The organism is Mycobacterium sp. NGS33 (assembly GCF_059812885.1).
On record NZ_JCALDN010000002.1, the window covers coordinates 194,669 to 210,453 of the forward strand.

At 67.6% G+C, this 15,785-nt stretch carries 16 protein-coding genes and 1 tRNA gene; 8 read left to right on the top strand and 9 right to left on the bottom strand.

Annotation, left to right across the window (positions count from 1 at the left end; all coding sequences use genetic code 11):
- Window positions 1-93 precede the first annotated feature (93 nt).
- From AC5Y5B_RS04995 to AC5Y5B_RS05020, 6 genes are all read right to left on the bottom strand, one after another.
- Complete coding sequence (locus AC5Y5B_RS04995; protein WP_500004129.1) at window positions 94-1,629, bottom strand: sensor histidine kinase; 1,536 nt, start codon at window positions 1,627-1,629, stop codon at window positions 94-96.
- A complete protein-coding gene (locus tag AC5Y5B_RS05000) occupies window positions 1,626-2,399 on the bottom strand; it encodes a response regulator transcription factor (protein ID WP_500004131.1) in 774 nt (257 codons plus the stop codon). Before AC5Y5B_RS05000 ends, AC5Y5B_RS04995 begins: the two co-directional genes overlap by 4 nt.
- A 295-nt stretch (window positions 2,400-2,694) precedes the next feature.
- A complete protein-coding gene (locus AC5Y5B_RS05005) occupies window positions 2,695-2,979 on the bottom strand; it encodes a WXG100 family type VII secretion target (protein WP_007771417.1) in 285 nt (94 codons plus the stop codon).
- Between the two features lie 44 nt (window positions 2,980-3,023).
- On the bottom strand, window positions 3,024-3,320 hold the full coding sequence (locus AC5Y5B_RS05010; protein ID WP_007168951.1) for a WXG100 family type VII secretion target: 297 nt from the start codon (window positions 3,318-3,320) through the stop codon (window positions 3,024-3,026).
- A 160-nt stretch (window positions 3,321-3,480) separates the two neighbouring features.
- The gene (locus AC5Y5B_RS05015; RefSeq protein ID WP_500004137.1) at window positions 3,481-4,668 is read right to left on the bottom strand and encodes a PPE family protein; all 1,188 of its coding nucleotides are present in this window, start codon (window positions 4,666-4,668) and stop codon (window positions 3,481-3,483) included.
- A gap of 71 nt (window positions 4,669-4,739) precedes the next feature.
- Window positions 4,740-5,648, bottom strand: coding sequence for a PPE family protein, SVP subgroup (locus AC5Y5B_RS05020; protein WP_112631953.1), 909 nt, complete (start codon window positions 5,646-5,648; stop codon window positions 4,740-4,742).
- Between the two features lie 353 nt (window positions 5,649-6,001).
- On the opposite strand from AC5Y5B_RS05020, the gene AC5Y5B_RS05025 reads away from it, so the two are divergent.
- Window positions 6,002-6,075, top strand: a tRNA-Leu gene (locus tag AC5Y5B_RS05025).
- Between the two features lie 390 nt (window positions 6,076-6,465).
- Here the strand turns inward: AC5Y5B_RS05025 and AC5Y5B_RS05030 are convergent.
- The 3 genes from AC5Y5B_RS05030 to AC5Y5B_RS05040 all read right to left on the bottom strand — a co-directional run bounded on the left by AC5Y5B_RS05030 (window position 6,466) and on the right by AC5Y5B_RS05040 (window position 8,205).
- Window positions 6,466-6,999, bottom strand: coding sequence for a protein kinase domain-containing protein (locus tag AC5Y5B_RS05030; protein ID WP_500004140.1), 534 nt, complete (start codon window positions 6,997-6,999; stop codon window positions 6,466-6,468).
- 20 nt (window positions 7,000-7,019) lie between these two features.
- A complete protein-coding gene (locus tag AC5Y5B_RS05035; RefSeq protein WP_500004142.1) occupies window positions 7,020-7,430 on the bottom strand; it encodes a protein kinase domain-containing protein in 411 nt (136 codons plus the stop codon).
- A 445-nt stretch (window positions 7,431-7,875) separates the two neighbouring features.
- Window positions 7,876-8,205 (bottom strand): DUF732 domain-containing protein, encoded by a 330-nt coding sequence (locus AC5Y5B_RS05040; RefSeq protein WP_500004144.1) that lies wholly within the window; start codon window positions 8,203-8,205, stop codon window positions 7,876-7,878.
- 169 nt (window positions 8,206-8,374) lie between these two features.
- Between AC5Y5B_RS05040 and AC5Y5B_RS05045 the strand changes: the two genes are divergently transcribed.
- From AC5Y5B_RS05045 to AC5Y5B_RS05075, 7 genes are all read left to right on the top strand, one after another.
- A complete protein-coding gene (locus AC5Y5B_RS05045) occupies window positions 8,375-9,601 on the top strand; it encodes a methyltransferase (RefSeq protein ID WP_500004146.1) in 1,227 nt (408 codons plus the stop codon).
- Between the two features lie 129 nt (window positions 9,602-9,730).
- On the top strand, window positions 9,731-10,537 hold the full coding sequence (locus tag AC5Y5B_RS05050; RefSeq protein ID WP_500004148.1) for a hypothetical protein: 807 nt from the start codon (window positions 9,731-9,733) through the stop codon (window positions 10,535-10,537).
- 121 nt (window positions 10,538-10,658) lie between these two features.
- Window positions 10,659-11,414, top strand: coding sequence for a dienelactone hydrolase family protein (locus AC5Y5B_RS05055; protein WP_500004150.1), 756 nt, complete (start codon window positions 10,659-10,661; stop codon window positions 11,412-11,414).
- Between the two features lie 9 nt (window positions 11,415-11,423).
- A complete protein-coding gene (locus tag AC5Y5B_RS05060) occupies window positions 11,424-11,696 on the top strand; it encodes a DUF6295 family protein (RefSeq protein WP_500004152.1) in 273 nt (90 codons plus the stop codon).
- Window positions 11,697-11,703: 7 nt separating this feature from the next.
- The gene (locus tag AC5Y5B_RS05065) at window positions 11,704-12,474 is read left to right on the top strand and encodes a DUF427 domain-containing protein (protein WP_500004154.1); all 771 of its coding nucleotides are present in this window, start codon (window positions 11,704-11,706) and stop codon (window positions 12,472-12,474) included.
- Window positions 12,475-12,865: 391 nt separating this feature from the next.
- Window positions 12,866-13,981 (top strand): WD40 repeat domain-containing protein, encoded by a 1,116-nt coding sequence (locus AC5Y5B_RS05070; protein WP_500004156.1) that lies wholly within the window; start codon window positions 12,866-12,868, stop codon window positions 13,979-13,981.
- A 170-nt stretch (window positions 13,982-14,151) separates the two neighbouring features.
- Entirely contained in the window at window positions 14,152-15,768 is a 1,617-nt protein-coding gene (locus tag AC5Y5B_RS05075; protein WP_500004749.1) for a long-chain fatty acid--CoA ligase, read from the top strand.
- Window positions 15,769-15,785 lie beyond the last annotated feature (17 nt).

Here is a 15,785-nt window from a genome sequence, read left to right on the forward strand (position 1 = left end):
TCCTAACAGCGAGGCTGCGGCTCTTTACGGTTCCTTTACGGCCCGCCGAGCCGGTAAATGCGCTGACAAAGTGTGAGTAGGGGCCGGGGCCAATTATCGGCTCGGCGCAGGGTGGGCCGGATCGTCGATCAACGGCAGCCGTACCCGAAAAATCGTGCTGCCCTCGGTGGATTCGGCCGTGACCGACCCGTGATGGGCCTTGACGATCGAACTGACGATGGCCAGACCCAACCCGTTGCCCGAGCCGTTGGATCTCGATTTGTCGGCCCGAACGAACCGCTCGAACAACCTGGGTAGCAGGTCCTCGTCGATGCCGGGGCCGTCATCGGCGACGGTCAATTCCGCGTAGGGTGCGCCGGGACCGTCACGGCGGCAAGTGATTCCGGTCGTCACCGTGACCCCGGGCGGGGTGTGCACGCGGGCATTGCCGAGCAGATTGCTGACCGCCTGATGCAGCCGGGCGTGATCGCCGCGCACCCACACCGGCTCGTCGGGCAGTTCTTTGACCCAGTGGTGGGTTAACGCGGCCACCGTCGCGTCATTGACGGCGTTGCTGACCACCTCGGCGAAATCGACGTCCTCGGATTGCAGGTCTTGGCCTTCCCCCAGCCGGGACAGCAGGAGCAATTCGTCGACGAGCAAGGCCATCCGCCGGGCCTCCGACTCGATGCGGGCCAACGCGTATTCCGTGGTGGGCGGCAGCGCCGAACTGTCCTGGCGGGTCAGTTCGGCATAGCCCTGGATGGCGGCCAGCGGTGTGCGCAATTCGTGGCTGGCGTCGGTGATGAACTGGCGCATCCGCAGGTCGGACTCGACGCGATGGGCGAGCGCGCTATCGACGTTGTCCAGCAAGCGATTCAGCGTGTGCCCGACGATGCCGACCTCGTTTTGCGGGTTGGTGTCCTGCGGCGGCACCCGGACGCTGATGCGGTGGTCGTCGCCGGTGAGTTGCAGGGCGGCGACATCGGCGGCGATCGCCGCCAGTCGGCGCAGCGGACGAAGCGTGTAGCCGACCACCCACACGGTGAGCCCGGCGGTGATCACCAACGCGGCCGCGGTGAGCACGGTGGTGGTGAGCTGTTTGCGCGCGATGATCCGGTCGGCGTGGCTCTGCGACACCCCGACCACGAGGACGTCGGACCCGACGACGGTGCTGTCGACGCGATGCGGCCCCAGCCGGCCGAGTGTTTCGGTGCGCGGCGGCCCGTCGCTCCATGATTGCGCTTGCAGGTCGCGGACGACGTCGGCCGGGGCGGGTTTCGGTTCGTCTTCGGAGAACACCGCCGATGCGATCACGGTGCCGTTGTGTAGTACGGCGATGAGGTTGCCGGGGGTCTGGCCGGTGAACTCCAGCATCGCCTGGGAGATCGGCGGGGTGCCGGGATGCGACGAAACGTGTTCGCCGTTCGTGTATTTCGTGTACTGGTGGCTCAACGCGTCCAGGGATTCGGTGACATCGGCGTCGCTCATGATGTTGACGTAGCTGCGCAGGCTCAGCACCGAGACGATTCCGACCGTCACCAGCACCAGGCTGACCACGCCCAGCACCCCCAACAACAACTGGCGGCGCAGCGAGTGGGGAAACCACCGGGAAAAGCCCCCGGGCGCGGTATCCCGGTCTCGGGTCATTCCGCCGGCCGCAGCATGTACCCCACCCCGCGCACGGTGTGAATCATCGGTTCGCGCCCGGAGTCGATCTTCTTTCGCAGGTACGAGATATAGAGATCCACGATGCTGGTGCGTCCGGCGAAGTCGTAATTCCAGACGCGGTCCAGGATCTCGGTGCGGCTCAGTGCGCGGCGGGGATTGCGCATGAGGAAGCGCAGCAGCTCGAATTCGGTGGAGGACAGCGATATCTGGTCGCCGGCACGGGTGACCTCCCGGCTGGCGCTGTCGACCTTGAGGTCGCCGACTTTGAGGGTTTCGGCGCTCGGCGTGGGTTGCTGGCCGGACCGGCGCAACAACCCGCGCAGCCGGGCGACCAGTTCCTCGAGGCTGAAGGGTTTGGTCATGTAGTCGTCGGCGCCCGCGGTCAGGCCGGTGACCCGGTCCATCACCGAGTCACGCGCGGTGAGGAACAGGGTGGGGGTGTAGGCGTCGGACTGGCGCACGCGCTCCAGGATCCGTAACCCGTCCACGTCGGGAAGCATGATGTCGAGGACGAGGACGTCGGGGCTGACGCGCTCGAACTTGGCCATGGCCTCGCGCCCGTTGTGGGCGATGTCGACAACCCAGCCCTCGTAGTGCAGCGCCATCTTCACCAGATTGGTCAGCGCCGGCTCGTCGTCGACCAGCAAAACCCTGATGGGTGATCCGTCGGCGCGGGAGATCCTGGGCAGCTGCCCCAGGATCGCTTGGCGAGGGCGCTGCGCGCTGGAGTATCCCGGCATCACGGTCATGTTCCTACATTCTGGCAAGGCACATACAGGATTGTCACGGAGTTCATAGAGTTCTCAAATGTGAGCACACCGTCGATGACCTCGGCCGGGGCCCCGTGCGCACCCGATGGGAACCGAACCCGGCGCGGCGATGCGCCAGATCCGCTTGCGGCCCTTGCCGTTCCGCGTCCGGCGGTGAGCGGTCTGGGGCGGGCGCATCCAGTGTCGATGCCGCACAGGAGCATTCGGTGATCGGCATACGAAAACCGGGGCCGCGCACCAGATCGGTGCGCGGCCCCGGCGTCGAGCGAGGGTGTCAGGCCCAGCTGGACCCGACGGCGCTGTCGGTGCTGGCCATGTTGCTGCCCGCGGACTGAACCTTCTGTCCGTGGGAGTTGGCCTGCTCGTAGATGACCTGGAAGTTGCGACCCAACTGGGTGATGAACTCCTGGCATGCCACCGAACCCGCACCGCCCCAGAAGTCGCCGGCAGCAAGCACATCGCGAACGATGGCCTGGTGCTCGGCCTCCAAGGACGCGGCCTGGGCGCGGATCAAGGCACCGTGGGCGTCCACATCGCCGAACTGGTAGTTAATGCTCATTGGCTTTGCTCCTTAAAAGTGTTGTACAGCAGCGGTTTCGGCCGCTAGCTGCTGAGGATCTGCTGCGAGGCCTGCTCTTGCTGCTCGTAGTTGTTCGCGTCGCGAATCAGTCCGTCGCGCACCCCGTGGAGCATGTTGACGATGTTGCGGAAGGCCTGGTTGACCTGACCCATGGTGTCGTACGAGGTGGCCTGGGCCTGACCGCTCCAGCCCGAGCCGGCGATGTTCATCGACGACGCCCACATCTTGCGGGCCTCGTCCTCAACGGTCTGGGCGTGCACCTCGAAGCGACCCGCCATCGCCCGCATCTCGTGCGGGTCGGTCATAAAACGTGTTGCCATGTCGGCTGTCTCCTATCTTCAAGCTTCAGTTCGCCGAAGTCTTAACAGTTGGACTTGATGCAGTGGTGGCCGCGTTGTAAACAGATTACGGCCTGCCGGTTAATTGCTCGCCTCAAACGGGTGACATGTACCCCCTTTTTCCCATATCAGCGTTCCCCTCTCAGACGACAACCTGTTTGGGCATGACGATCGGCTTGAAGCCATAGCGGGGTCCGGCCCCGTAGGCGCCGGCGCCCTTTGCTGCGGCCGCCATTCCGGGCATGCCGGGCATCGCGGTGACCGGTTCGGCGGCCTCGGAGGCGACGGTCCAACCCGAGCCCTCGAGCGGGGCGGCGGTCGACGCCGCCGCGGTGGCCGGGGCGGCGGCCGACCAGCTGGCCGGCACCGAGAGGCCCCCGACCGCGGATGCCTCGCCGACGCTCGCCGAGGCCGCCGCGCCCAGACCGCCCGCCGGCGTCACCGCGCTCACCATCGCGCCTTCGGTGATGCCCGCGGCGCCGGCCGGCGCCACGTCACTGACGGCTGCCGCCGGGGCGGCCGAGGACAGGGTATGCCCGAGCGATACCCCGGTCGGGATGGCGTTCATGGTGAACCATGCCCCGGTGTTGACCGCGCCGTTGATGCCGTTGAGGACCGACGGGGTGCCCAGGAAGCCGTCGATCGACTGCAGCAGGTCGGTGCTCTGGAAGGGGAGCGAGGCGCTGACCGATGCGAGCGGGTCGGCGGCCGAGGTGATGGGCGCATCCAATGCCTGGACTGTGCCGCTGGTGGCGTCACTGGCCAGCGCGCTGTTGTCGATGGCCGTGGCAGCTGCAGGGTCGGTGGTCGACGTCAGCGGTGTCACCGGCTGCAGGGTGCCCGCCGCCGCGGACGCCGCCTGGTAGGTGGCCATCATGGTGGCGTCCTGGACCCACATCTCGGCGTACTGGGCCTCGGTCGCGGCGATCGCGGCGGAGTTGACGCCCAGGAAGTTGGTTGCGACCAGGGTGGCCAGCAACGACCTGTTGGCCGCGATCACCGGCGGGGGCACCGTCGCCGCGAACGCGGCCTCGTATGCGGCCGCCGACGCGGTGGCCTGGGCGCTGGCCTGCTCGAGCGCGGCCGCCGTGGTGGTCAGGTAGGACACGATGGGCTGGGCCGCGGCCGCCGCGGCCGCCGAGCCGCCGCCCGTCCACTGCTCGGTGGTGAGCAACGAGATGATCGACTCCCACTGGCTGGCGGTCGTGCTGATCTCGGCCGACAGGTTGGCGTAGGCGGTGGCGGCGGCCATCAGCGGCCCGGAGCCGGCGCCCGCGTACATGAGCGACGAAGTGATCTCTGGTGGTACACCCGCAAAATCAAGAACCATTTCTAATTCCGTTCCCTTCGGTGTGAAAACTGGTGCGTTGCTGGCTTATGCGCGCGTCGTTGTCCGCCGCCTTAGAGGCTCGACGCCTTCGGCATGACGATGGGCTTGACGCCGTAGCGCGGCGCACCGAAGCCCGCGCTGTTGCGGGCCATCGCGCCCATGCCCGGCATGCCCGGCACGATCGTTCCGGCGCCGGCCTGCGGCGCGGCGGCGGTCCAGCCGACCGTCTGCAGCGGCGCGGCGGCGGTGCCTGCCACGGGGGTGACCGAACCGGCCCAGGTCGGCGGCACCGAGAGCTTGCTGACCATGGTCGCCTGGCCCATCGCCGCCGCCGGCATCGCACCCATGCCGGCCATGGCGGGGGTGGCCGGTGCGGTCGACGCTGCCAGGTCGGCGGCGCCGGCCGCGGCGGCGGCGTCACCGGTGTCCGAGGCGGCGGCGGGAAGCAGACCGCCACCGGCCATGCCGAGCAGGTCGGATCCGGCCGACGCCCAGTTGCCGGCGCCGATGTTCAAGATGTTGGCGCCGTTGCTGGACAGGCCGAACATTCCGCCGAGCATGGACGGGTTGGTGTAGTTGCCGGTGCCGCCCAGCAGGTACTGGAGGATGTCCAGGCCGCTGGTGCCCGGTCCGGCGGTGGCAGCGGGGCTCGCGGCGGCGGAGACCAGGTCCGAATTCGACAGCAGGGCCTGGGCCGCGTTGACGGTTTCGGTGTCGCCGTAGCTGTTGGAGCTGATGCCCAGGGTGCTCGCGTACTGCTCCAGCAACGTCTGCGCCTCGGCCGCGATCGACTGGTAGGTGGTGCCGTAGGTGGAGAAGAGGATCGCTTGCTGGGCCGATACCGGGTCGGCGGCCGCCGGGGCGATGACGGTGGTCGCCGCCGCCGCGCCCGCGTTCTGTGCGGCCAGATTGGTGTTGATTCCGCTGAGCAGCTGCTCCGCGGCTAACATTTCTTCAGTTTGCGTTGTCAGAAAAGACATCCAATGCTCCTAATGTCGGAACGAGTCGACCCCCGGCGTGGATCGACCTGTGTGTGCACGTATAGACCCCTGTGCGTGTGCGTAAGGCTAATGACCCACACCCTCACGTTGCCCACCCAAAGGGCAGGCGTTACAGCCGTTTACGGGTTTTTAACGATAAGGGCGTCAGTTTTAACAGGGCCCTGTCGGAGGACATGGTGATGTCACTCGGGTCGAGGCGCCGATAAGGGAATTCGCGCGCGGCGCGCGGATACTAGACGATGCCCCTCCGGCCCGCATGTTGTACATCTGGCTAATTAGCGAGGCGATGCGATGCCACGCGGGCGGCCGTGACGCGCTAGATTCGCCGCCGGGCCCCCATAGCCCAATTGGCAGAGGCAGCGGACTTAAAATCCGCCCAGTGTCGGTTCGAGTCCGACTGGGGGCACCGGGTCGGCCGGGTTTGGCCGCGGACCGGCTCCCGGTGCGCCGCACTGGACCGTAGCGGCATCGCATGGGTTGTCGGCACGTTGTGATGATGAAACACCTTGGAGCGCAAGGGTGTTCAGCGGCTCACATTGGGAACGAGGGCGGGGCGGCGCCGGTCGCGTCGGCGTGTGCTGAGCCCGGGCTCAGTCTCCGTAACCACCGCCGTTGCCCTTGCCGTGTCCCTTGCCTGGACCGTGCCAGGGCGGGGCCACGGGCTGTGGTGCAGGCGGGGATGGTGTCGGTGGTGGGGCATTGCTGACCGGAACCGGCGAGGGCGTGGCGGTGGTCGCCGGCTCGACAGGTGCGTGGGAGGACGACGCGTCAAGCGCGAGTCCCAGTGGGATGAGAATCAGTACCGCCAGGCCGCCAGGACGCCCAGCAACTTTCGCCTGCGGCTCGTCGGCGGAATCAGTGCTGGGACGAAGGTGTTCGTCGGCGAGTTGGGCACCGGCACCTCGAGCGGCTTGGTAGCCGGGTGCCTCCGTGGTGCGGCCCGCGCGCCTGCCGCCACGTCAAGGCGGCCGTGCAGCGCGGCGCGCATCTCGTCGGCGCTGCCAAACCGCCGCCCAGGGTCGTGCGCCATGGCGCGTTCGATGACCATGATCAGCCGGGGATCGACGTCGGGCCTCAGCCCGGCCAGTGGCGGCGGCCGCCCGTGCAGAATGGCGCCGGCGAGCGCGGCCATGTTCTCCTGCGGAAACGGGCGGTGCCCGGCGAGCGCTTCGTAACCGACGACGCCCAGCGCATAGAGATCGTCGGCTACACACGCAGGCGCACCGGCGATCCGCTCGGGGCTCAGATAAGCAATGGTGCCGAGGATCTGACCGGTCAGCGTGTTGGTCGCCTCCGGAAGTTTGGCAATCCCGAAGTCCGCGACCTTCACGATCTCGCCGCCGGCGGCAATCAGGATGTTTCCCCCGGTTTGATGTCGCGGTGCAGGATGGCGGCGCCGTGGGCTGCGCTCAGCGCGGCGAGGACATTGTCGAGTAGGGCGCCCACCCGCGCTTGCGCCAGCGGACCACGGGCCATCTCGTGAGCCAAGGTTTCCCCGGGCAGCCGTTCCATCACGATGAACGGCTGGCCGTTCTGCTCGCCACTGTCGTAGACCGCGACGATATTCGGATGGTTGAGCGCCGCTGCAGCGCACGCTTCGGCGTCAAAGCGATTCCGCATGCCGCTCTGGGCGAACACCGCCGGGTGTAGGAGCTTGATCGCGATCGGTCGGCGCAGTCGGGTGTCCCAACCCTCGCGAACCTCGGCCATGCCGCCACTTCCGAGTTTGCCGCCGACCTCATAGCGGTCGGCGAGCAACACTCGGGTGTTCATTCGCTCTGCTAACTCCGTGGCACTGCGGTCAGAATCGTGCCGTCGTTTACCCCGACAGCGACGGCACAAAACTCCACCCCGGCTGCGGGCCGGCCAATCGGGCGCGCACGGGACGCAGGGGTCATGGTTTGCGAGGACGCGGAATCGGGGTAGGCGTAGCGCGCAAGCGCATTCCGGGGCGGTCTGATCGGGAAGAACGCTCGGGCGTTTATCGGTCTAGTACACAGTCCTCATATGTGAGAAGTCTTCTGATGAATGTTGCGTCCCTAAGTCACGATCTGTACGGATTCGCCATCGAGTTGCGTCAGCTGGCCTACTGCATGCCCGGCGGACACGAAGATCCCGTTGGTGCGCCTGAGCGAGCGAATGATCCAATACGCCCAGGAGGAAGGCCGCGACCGGTAGTCGATCGCTGGGCCTAGCGCGCGGTGTCCTACATTTTGCTGCGGAATTCGGGGCAGTACGACGCCGTCGCCGCCCCGATCACGGTGCCGGCCCCGTTGGTGCTCAGCCCCAGCGACTTCTGCACGTCGTCGACGGTTTGGGCCATGGTGTCCCCGCCCGCCCAGTCCGCGCACACCGCATGCCCGACGCTGATCATGGTCTGGTCGTTGCCGGCTGGCCAGCTGAGCCCCCGTTGGGTCAGGGCGCGCAGGAAGTTGTCGTCGGCGGCGTCGGCCGTGGCGGTCGGTGCGGTGGCGAGGACGACGAACGCGGCCAGGCCGATGGCGATCGGGCCGCTCAACCGTGCGGTGTTCTTCATGCGTTCACTCCTCGCCCTCAATGGTGCAGGAACCGAATCCTAATTGTGCGCGCCCGCATCGGCAGGTCGGAACGAATCGCGCCGCCGTCCCCACCGCCGAATGTGGCAAGCGCAGTATGTTTCGTCGTACGGTTGCGCGATCTGCCACCGCGAAGGAGCCAGCGCCGAAGTGACCGAGGATCCGCGGGGCGACGGCGTCTCCCGTCAATACGATCGGTGGGAATATCCGCCCCCGGTAACCGATCTCGCGGCGTGGACCACGAACCACTGGGATTGGTTCGACCCCTACTGGGCCCATCGGATGATGTGGCCGAACCGCGACTACAAGCCGGATCTCGACATTCTCGTCGCGGGATGCGGCACGTTCCAGGCGGCCGTGCTGGCCTACATGAACCGCGCAGCCCACGTCGTGGCGATCGACGTCAGCCGGTCGGCGCTGGATCACCATCGGCGGCTGAAAGACAAGCACGGCCTGGACAATCTGGACCTGCATCTGCTTCCCGTCGAAGAGGTCTCGGCATTGTCGAGCGACTTCGACCTGATCGTCTCCAGCGGCGTCTTGCACCACACGGCCGACCCGTTGGCCGGGCTGACCGCGCTCGGCGAGTGCCTGCGGACCGACGGCGCGCTGGGCGTCATGCTCTACGCGAAATACGGCCGGATCGGCGTCGACATGCTCGAATCGGCGTTCCGCGACCTCGGACTGTCCCAGGACGAGACGTCGGTCCAGCTGGTCGTGCAGGCTCTTGCGGTGCTACCGCCGGACCACCCGGTGCGCCCCTACCTGCGAAGCGCGACCGACCTGATGTCCGAGGGCGCCCTGGTCGACACGTTCTTGCATGCCCGCCAACGGAGCTACACCGTCGACGAATGTCTGGACCTGGTGGCCGCGGCGGGCCTGACGTTTCAGGGCTGGCTGCGCAATTCGCCCTATTACCCGCACGACTTCATCGCGCCGGCGAGCCGGTTCCAGTCGCTGGTGAATCAGCTCCCCGACGTCAAGCTGTGGTCGGTGATGGAGCGCCTGCAACCGTCGAACGCCACCCACTTCTTTCTCGCCTGCCGCCCCGAACGCCCGAAACCGGACTACGCGATCGACTTCTCGGCCGCGGCATGCTTCGGCTACGTCCCGCTGCTGCGCCCGGCCTGCGCGCTGTCCGTCGAGACGATCCACCTGCCCGGCGCGACGCTGAAACTCAACCCGGCTCAGCTGCCCTTCGTCCAGCACGTCGACGGTCGTCGCACCATCGGAGAAATCGTGGATCGCGTGGCACAGCGCGACGACGTCGGGCCCGAAGACGGGGAGCGCGTGCGGGAATTCGCGCGCACGCTGTTCCGGTCGCTGTGGCGGCTGGACTTCCTGGCGATGGCGCTGACCCCGACGTCCACCGGGTAACGAGGAAACCGTTGTGGGAGTTGATGTTTGATGGGATCGCGCGGCGCCGGCGCAGTGGCCGTGACGCGCGGACCAAGATTTTGGGCCCGCCGACCGCCCAGCAAACCGCCACTCATACACTGACCCAGCATGGGCATGCTGTTCGGCCTCGCGCCGTGGATCGTGTATTGGGTACTCGTCGGTAACGTCCCGTTCGCCGCGGCCGTGCTGGTTGCGCTGGCGATCGCCGCCGTCAGCCTGGGCGCCGGCGGCGTGCTCGGCAGGAAGTGGCAGTTCTTCGACTTCGCCTCCGTCGCAGTGCTTTTGATCCTCGGCGTGCTGGCCTTCACCCTCGGTGAGTCGTTCCTCGAGCGGTGGATACTGCCGCTGAGCAACGCCGGCCTCTTCCTGGTGACGCTGATCGGGGTGCTGGTCGGCAAGCCCTTCGTGGCCGAGTTCGCGGCCGCCGAACACGCGCCCGACATCATCAAAACCGAGCTGTTCCGCCGGATCGTCAAGATCCTCAGCTGGCTCTGGGCCGCGACGTTCGCCGCGATGACGGTGTCGTCGGCCATCCCGTCAATCCTGGAAGGTCCCGCGGGCCCCGCCGGGACGACCGCCGCCCTCATGCTGGACACCAAGACCCCGCTGTCCTTCCTGTGCTACTGGATCATTCCCTTCGGGCTGCTGGGGCTGGCGGCGGTGGCGTCGCGGCTGCTGCCGGACCGGATGCTGGTCGGGATCGACGACGTCGCACGGGAAACCTCGTTCGTCGCCTACGACGAAGCCACCATCGACGAGCTCTACTTCCTGGCCCAGGAGCACGCCAATCGCGAAGTGGGCCCCGGCAAGGAGGCCTACGCGGTCAAGGTCGGCGGGATGGGCACCCCGTTGACCGGGGACGAGTCCCGAAAGTCGTGGCCCTCCACCTACAAGGTGCGCGACAAGCGGAGCTGAACCCCACCGCGGTTCGGCTACGTTGGTTCTCGGCGGAGCGGCCCCGGTGCGCCGCACGCGCTCCGCGTCCGGCTACGGCCGCACCGGGAGTGCCCGCCGGAGCGGAGAAAAGGAGTCGCGAATGAACGCACCCAGCGCGGACGCCATGCGCGCGGAGACCGTCACCATCATCGGCCATGGCGGCGACGAGATCGAGGCCTACCAGGCGGTGCCGCTCGCGCAGGGCTCGCGGGGCGGCGTCGTGTGGATCCATCACATGCCCGGATATGACCTCGAGACCAAGGAGTTCGTCCGCCGGCTCGCCGTCAGCGGCTACAACGTCGTCGCGCCCAACCTCTACTCGCGGGAAGCCCCGGGCGCCGCCCCCGACGACGCCGCCGCCGCGGCGCGGGCCGCGGGCGGGGTGCCCGACGACCGATTGGTCGGCGACGTCGCGGGCGCGGTGGAGCACCTGCGCTCCTTGCCGGGGGCCAACGGCAAGTTCGGCGTCATCGGGCACTGCTCGGGCGGGCGGCACGCCTACCTGGCGGCCTGCTCGCTGCCGTTCGATGCGGCGGTGGACTGCTACGGCGCGTTCATCGTCGAGGATCCGCCCGAGGGCATGCCCAAGACCATGAAGCCGATCCTGGGCCTGGCCGGCAACCTCAGCTGTCCGCTGCTCGGCCTGTTCGGCCTCGACGACCGGTTTCCGGCGCCCGCCGCGGTGGCCACCCTGGACGCCGAACTCACCAGGCTCGACAAGCCGCACGAATTCCACTCCTATGAGGGCGCGGGCCATTCGTTCTTCTCCGTCGACCGTCCGGCGTACCGGCCGGAGGCCGCGGTGGAAGGCTGGCAGCGCATCGACCAGTTCTTCGCCACCTACCTGAAAGGCTAGGGGCCTCCCATGTGCACCTATCTCACCGAACACGTCGAGATCGACGGCAGCGGCAAGGGTGCGACGGGATGGTTCGGGGCCAACCGCGCGACGGTGTACGTCGACCATCCCATCCACGCGCCCTACGGCCACACGGTCAACATCGACGTGCTCAACCCGCAGCTCGGCCCGTCGGCGCGGGTGGCGCTGGAACTGACCGAGGAGAGCGCCCTGGCGCTGGCCGACGCCATCCACAAAGCCATCGGCCACGCACCGGCCGGGCTGGCCTCCAAGGACCAGTAGGTCAGCGATGACCGCCTCTGCCGACTATCCGCAGGCCGCCGCCGCCCGCGGCAGGATCGAACCCGCCCCGCGGCGGGTCCGTGGCTACCTCGGCGACGCGCTCGTCTTCGACACCACCGCCGCCCGATACGTGTGGGAAGTCCCTTACTACCCGCAGTACTACATCCCGCTCGCCGACGTCCGCACCGAGTTCCTGCGCGACGAAAACCACGCCCAGAAGGTGCAATTCGGCCCGTCGCGGTTGTACTCGCTGGTGGGTGGCGGCCAGACGCACGAGTCCGCCGCGCGGGTGTTCGACGCCGACGGTGACAGCGCGGTGGCCGGCACCGTGCGCTTCGAATGGAATCCGTTGCGCTGGTTCGAAGAAGACGAGCCGATCTACGGCCACCCGCGCAATCCGTACGCGCGCGTCGACGCCTTGCGCTCGCACCGGCACGTGCGGGTCGAACTCGACGGAATCACCTTGGCGGACACCGCTATTCCCGTGCTGCTGTTCGAAACAGGTTTGCCGACAAGGTATTACATCGATCCGGCCGATGTGTCCTTCGAGCACCTGGAAACCAGCGCGACGCAGACATTGTGTCCGTACAAGGGAGTAACGTCGGGCTATTGGTCGGTGCGGCTGGGCGACACCGTGCACGAGGACCTGGCGTGGACCTACCACTATCCGCTGCCGGCGGTGGGGCAGATCGCCGGTCTTATCGCGTTCTACAACGAAAAACTCGATATCGTCGTCGACGGAGTCCGATTGGCAAGGTCGCAGACGAAGTTCAGCTAGGTCTACCGCGAGTGTGATCTTTCCCTCGTCGCGGCCCCAAGCCTGAGAATTCCTTATATATGCCCAGATAGCGCGGTCACCTGGACTGTTAGCGGCGGGAGCGAAATCCGCCGGAAGCGGGTTTGTCTGACTTTCGCTACGGGTAAGCCACTGCGATACAGCGTGATTGGAAGTCTGAGCAGAACGTAAGTGCGCGCAGTGACGTAGCTAACGCCGAGCCTCTCGAACTGCTTCGGTGCGATATGCGGCCAGTAGACTATCGAAAACCAGTCTCGTCAGTGCCTTTCGGTGCTGAGCGCCGGTGGATCCGATGGCCGGATCGTCGCGAACATCTCGGCGGCTTCGACACTCGACCACTAGAGCCGACAACCACAGCAAAGGCGGTATCAGCGTGAACGATGTGAACGGCCCTACGGCCGCGCACGACGAACGAGACGGGCGAGCCTTCGAGCTGGACACCACCTCGGTGGTCCGCGTCCCACTGCACAACGGCCCGATCAGCGATCTCGACATCAGCCCCGACGGGCGCCGGCTGGTGGTCACGAACTACGGCCGCGACATGGTCTCGGTCATCGACGCCAAGACCTGCCGTGTCTCGAGCACCGTCACCGGCCTGGCCGAGCCCTTCGCGGTCGCGATGAACAGCGCGGACGCCAACTATGCCTACGTCAGCACGGCGACCGCCGGCTACGACGCCATCGAAGTCATCGACGTCGTCACCAACTGGCGCATCGCCACCCACCGGCTCGCGCACAGCGTGAGCGGCCTCGCGGTGAGCCCGGACGGTCGCTACCTGTACGCCAGCAGAAACGCGGTGCGCGGTGCCGACGTGACGGTGCTGGACACCACCACCGGTGAGCTCGAGGTGATCGAGCTGGCGACCGAGACCGGCACCACCACCGAATGCGTGCGGGTCAGCGCCGACCGGCGCCGCTTGTACGTCGGCATGAACGGGCCGACCGGCGGGAGCCTCGCCATGATCGAGACCCGGACCCGCTCCGACAACCGCCGGGTCGGCGGCCGGTCGCGGATCGTCGGCGTGATCGAGGTCGGCCTGCCCGTGCGCGACGTCGCGCTCAGCGACGACGGCGCCACGGCGTACGTGGCGAGCTTCGATCCCGTGGCGGGCGCGGTGCTCGACGTGGTCGACACCCGGGCCACCACGATCGTCGCCACCCACAAGGTGCCCGAGATCACCGGCCCGCTCACGCGGATGACGCTGAGCCGCGACGGCGCGCGCGCCTACCTGGTGAGCGACGAACGCATCACGGTGCTGAGCATCCACCGGCAGGAGGTCGTCGGTGAGGTCAAGGTGTCCCACCACCCGTCCTGCGTGGTGGAAAGCCCCGACGGCGCCCATCTCTACGTCGCCGACTACTCCGGCGTGGTGACCGCGGCGCGCATCGCCTCGCCCGCGCCGCGGCCGCTCACCGACGCGACCGATCGCGACTTGTCGATCGCCGGCTGGCTGCCCGAGCTGCCGGAGTGGGAGCCGGTCCTGGCCTAGGGCCGGGTGGGGCCCAAAGCTGCCCCCGCCGAAGGGGATCCACCCATTCGATGACCAGTCCGGTCAGGCGCTGACACACTCTCGCCGAATTCGGGCTTAGGGTGGGAGGCGGCCGACGGCACAGGTGGTGCTGCGCCGAGAGTAAGGGCGGTGGATCAGTGGACGGCACCATGCAGGACTTTCCGTTGACGATCACCGCGATCATGCGGCACGGCTGCACCGTGCACGGCGCACGCACCGTCACCACCTTCACCGGGGACGGTTACCGGCGAACGACCTACCGCGAACTGGGCCAGCAGGCCGCCCAACTGGCGAATGGATTGCGCCGCCTCGGCGTCACCGGCGACCAGCGGGTGGGCACGTTCATGTGGAACAACGCCGAGCACCTCACCGCGTACCTCGCGTTGCCCTCGATGGGCGCGGTCCTGCACACCCTCAACATCCGCCTGTTCCCGGAGCAGATCGCCTTCGTCGCCAACGAGGCCGAGGACCAGGTGGTGCTGGTCGACGCGTCGCTGGTCAAACTGCTCGCACCCGTGCTGCCCGAGCTCGAGACCGTGCACACGGTGATCGTGGTCGGCGACGACACCGAACCGCTGCAGGGGCATGGCAAAACCGTGTTGCGCTACGCCGACGTCCTCGACGGCGAGCCCCCCGAGTTCGACTGGCCGCACATCGACGAGAACTCCGCGGCCGCGATGTGCTACACCAGCGGCACCACCGGCAACCCGAAAGGCGTTGTCTACAGCCATCGTTCGAGCTTCCTGCACACCATGGGCGCGTGCACCACCAACGGCATCGGCGTCGGGGCCACCGACAGCGTGCTGCCGATCGTGCCGATGTTCCACGCCAACGCCTGGGGCCTGCCGTATGCCGCGCTGATGGCCGGCGCCGACTTGGTGTTGCCCGACCGCCACCTCGACCCCCGGTCGCTGGTCCGGATGGTCGAGGAGCTGCGGCCCACCGTGACCGGCGCGGTGCCGACCATCTGGAACGGCGTCCTGCATCACCTCGAGGACGACCCCGACCACGACATGTCGTCGCTGCGGTTGGTGGTCTGCGGCGGCTCGGCCGTCCCGGTGTCGCTGATGCGCACCTTCGAGGAGAAGCACGATGTGCAGATCCGGCAGTTGTGGGGCATGACGGAGACGTCGCCGCTGGCCACCATGGCGTGGCCGCCGCCGGGAACCCCGGAGGACCAGCACTGGGCATTCCGCAGCACGCAGGGCCAGCCGGTCTGCGGGGTGGAGATGCGCATCGTCGACGACGAGGGTCAGGTGCTGCCGAACGACGGAACCGCCGTCGGCGAGGTCGAGGTGCGCGGACCGTGGATCGCCGGCTCCTACTACCTGGGCCGCGACGAGTCGAAGTTCGACTCCGGCTGGCTGCGCACCGGCGACGTGGGCCGCATCGACGAACGGGGTTTCGTCACCCTGACCGACCGCGCCAAGGACGTCATCAAATCCGGCGGCGAATGGATCTCCTCGGTCGAGTTGGAGAACATCTTGATCGGCCACCCGGACGTGGTCGAGGCCGCGGTGGTCGGGGTTCCCGACGAGCGCTGGGAGGAGCGGCCGCTCGCCGTGATCGTGGCCAAGGACGGCGCCTCGGTGAGCGCCGAACAGCTGCGAAAGTTCCTCGCCGACAAGGTCGTTCGATGGTGGCTGCCCGAGCGGTGGGCCTTCATCGACGAGATTCCGCGCACCAGTGTCGGCAAGTACGACAAGAAGACCATTCGGTCGCGCTACGCCGAAGACGGATACCAGGTGGTCGAAGCGCACGGGTGAACGCGGCGGGCCGAAAG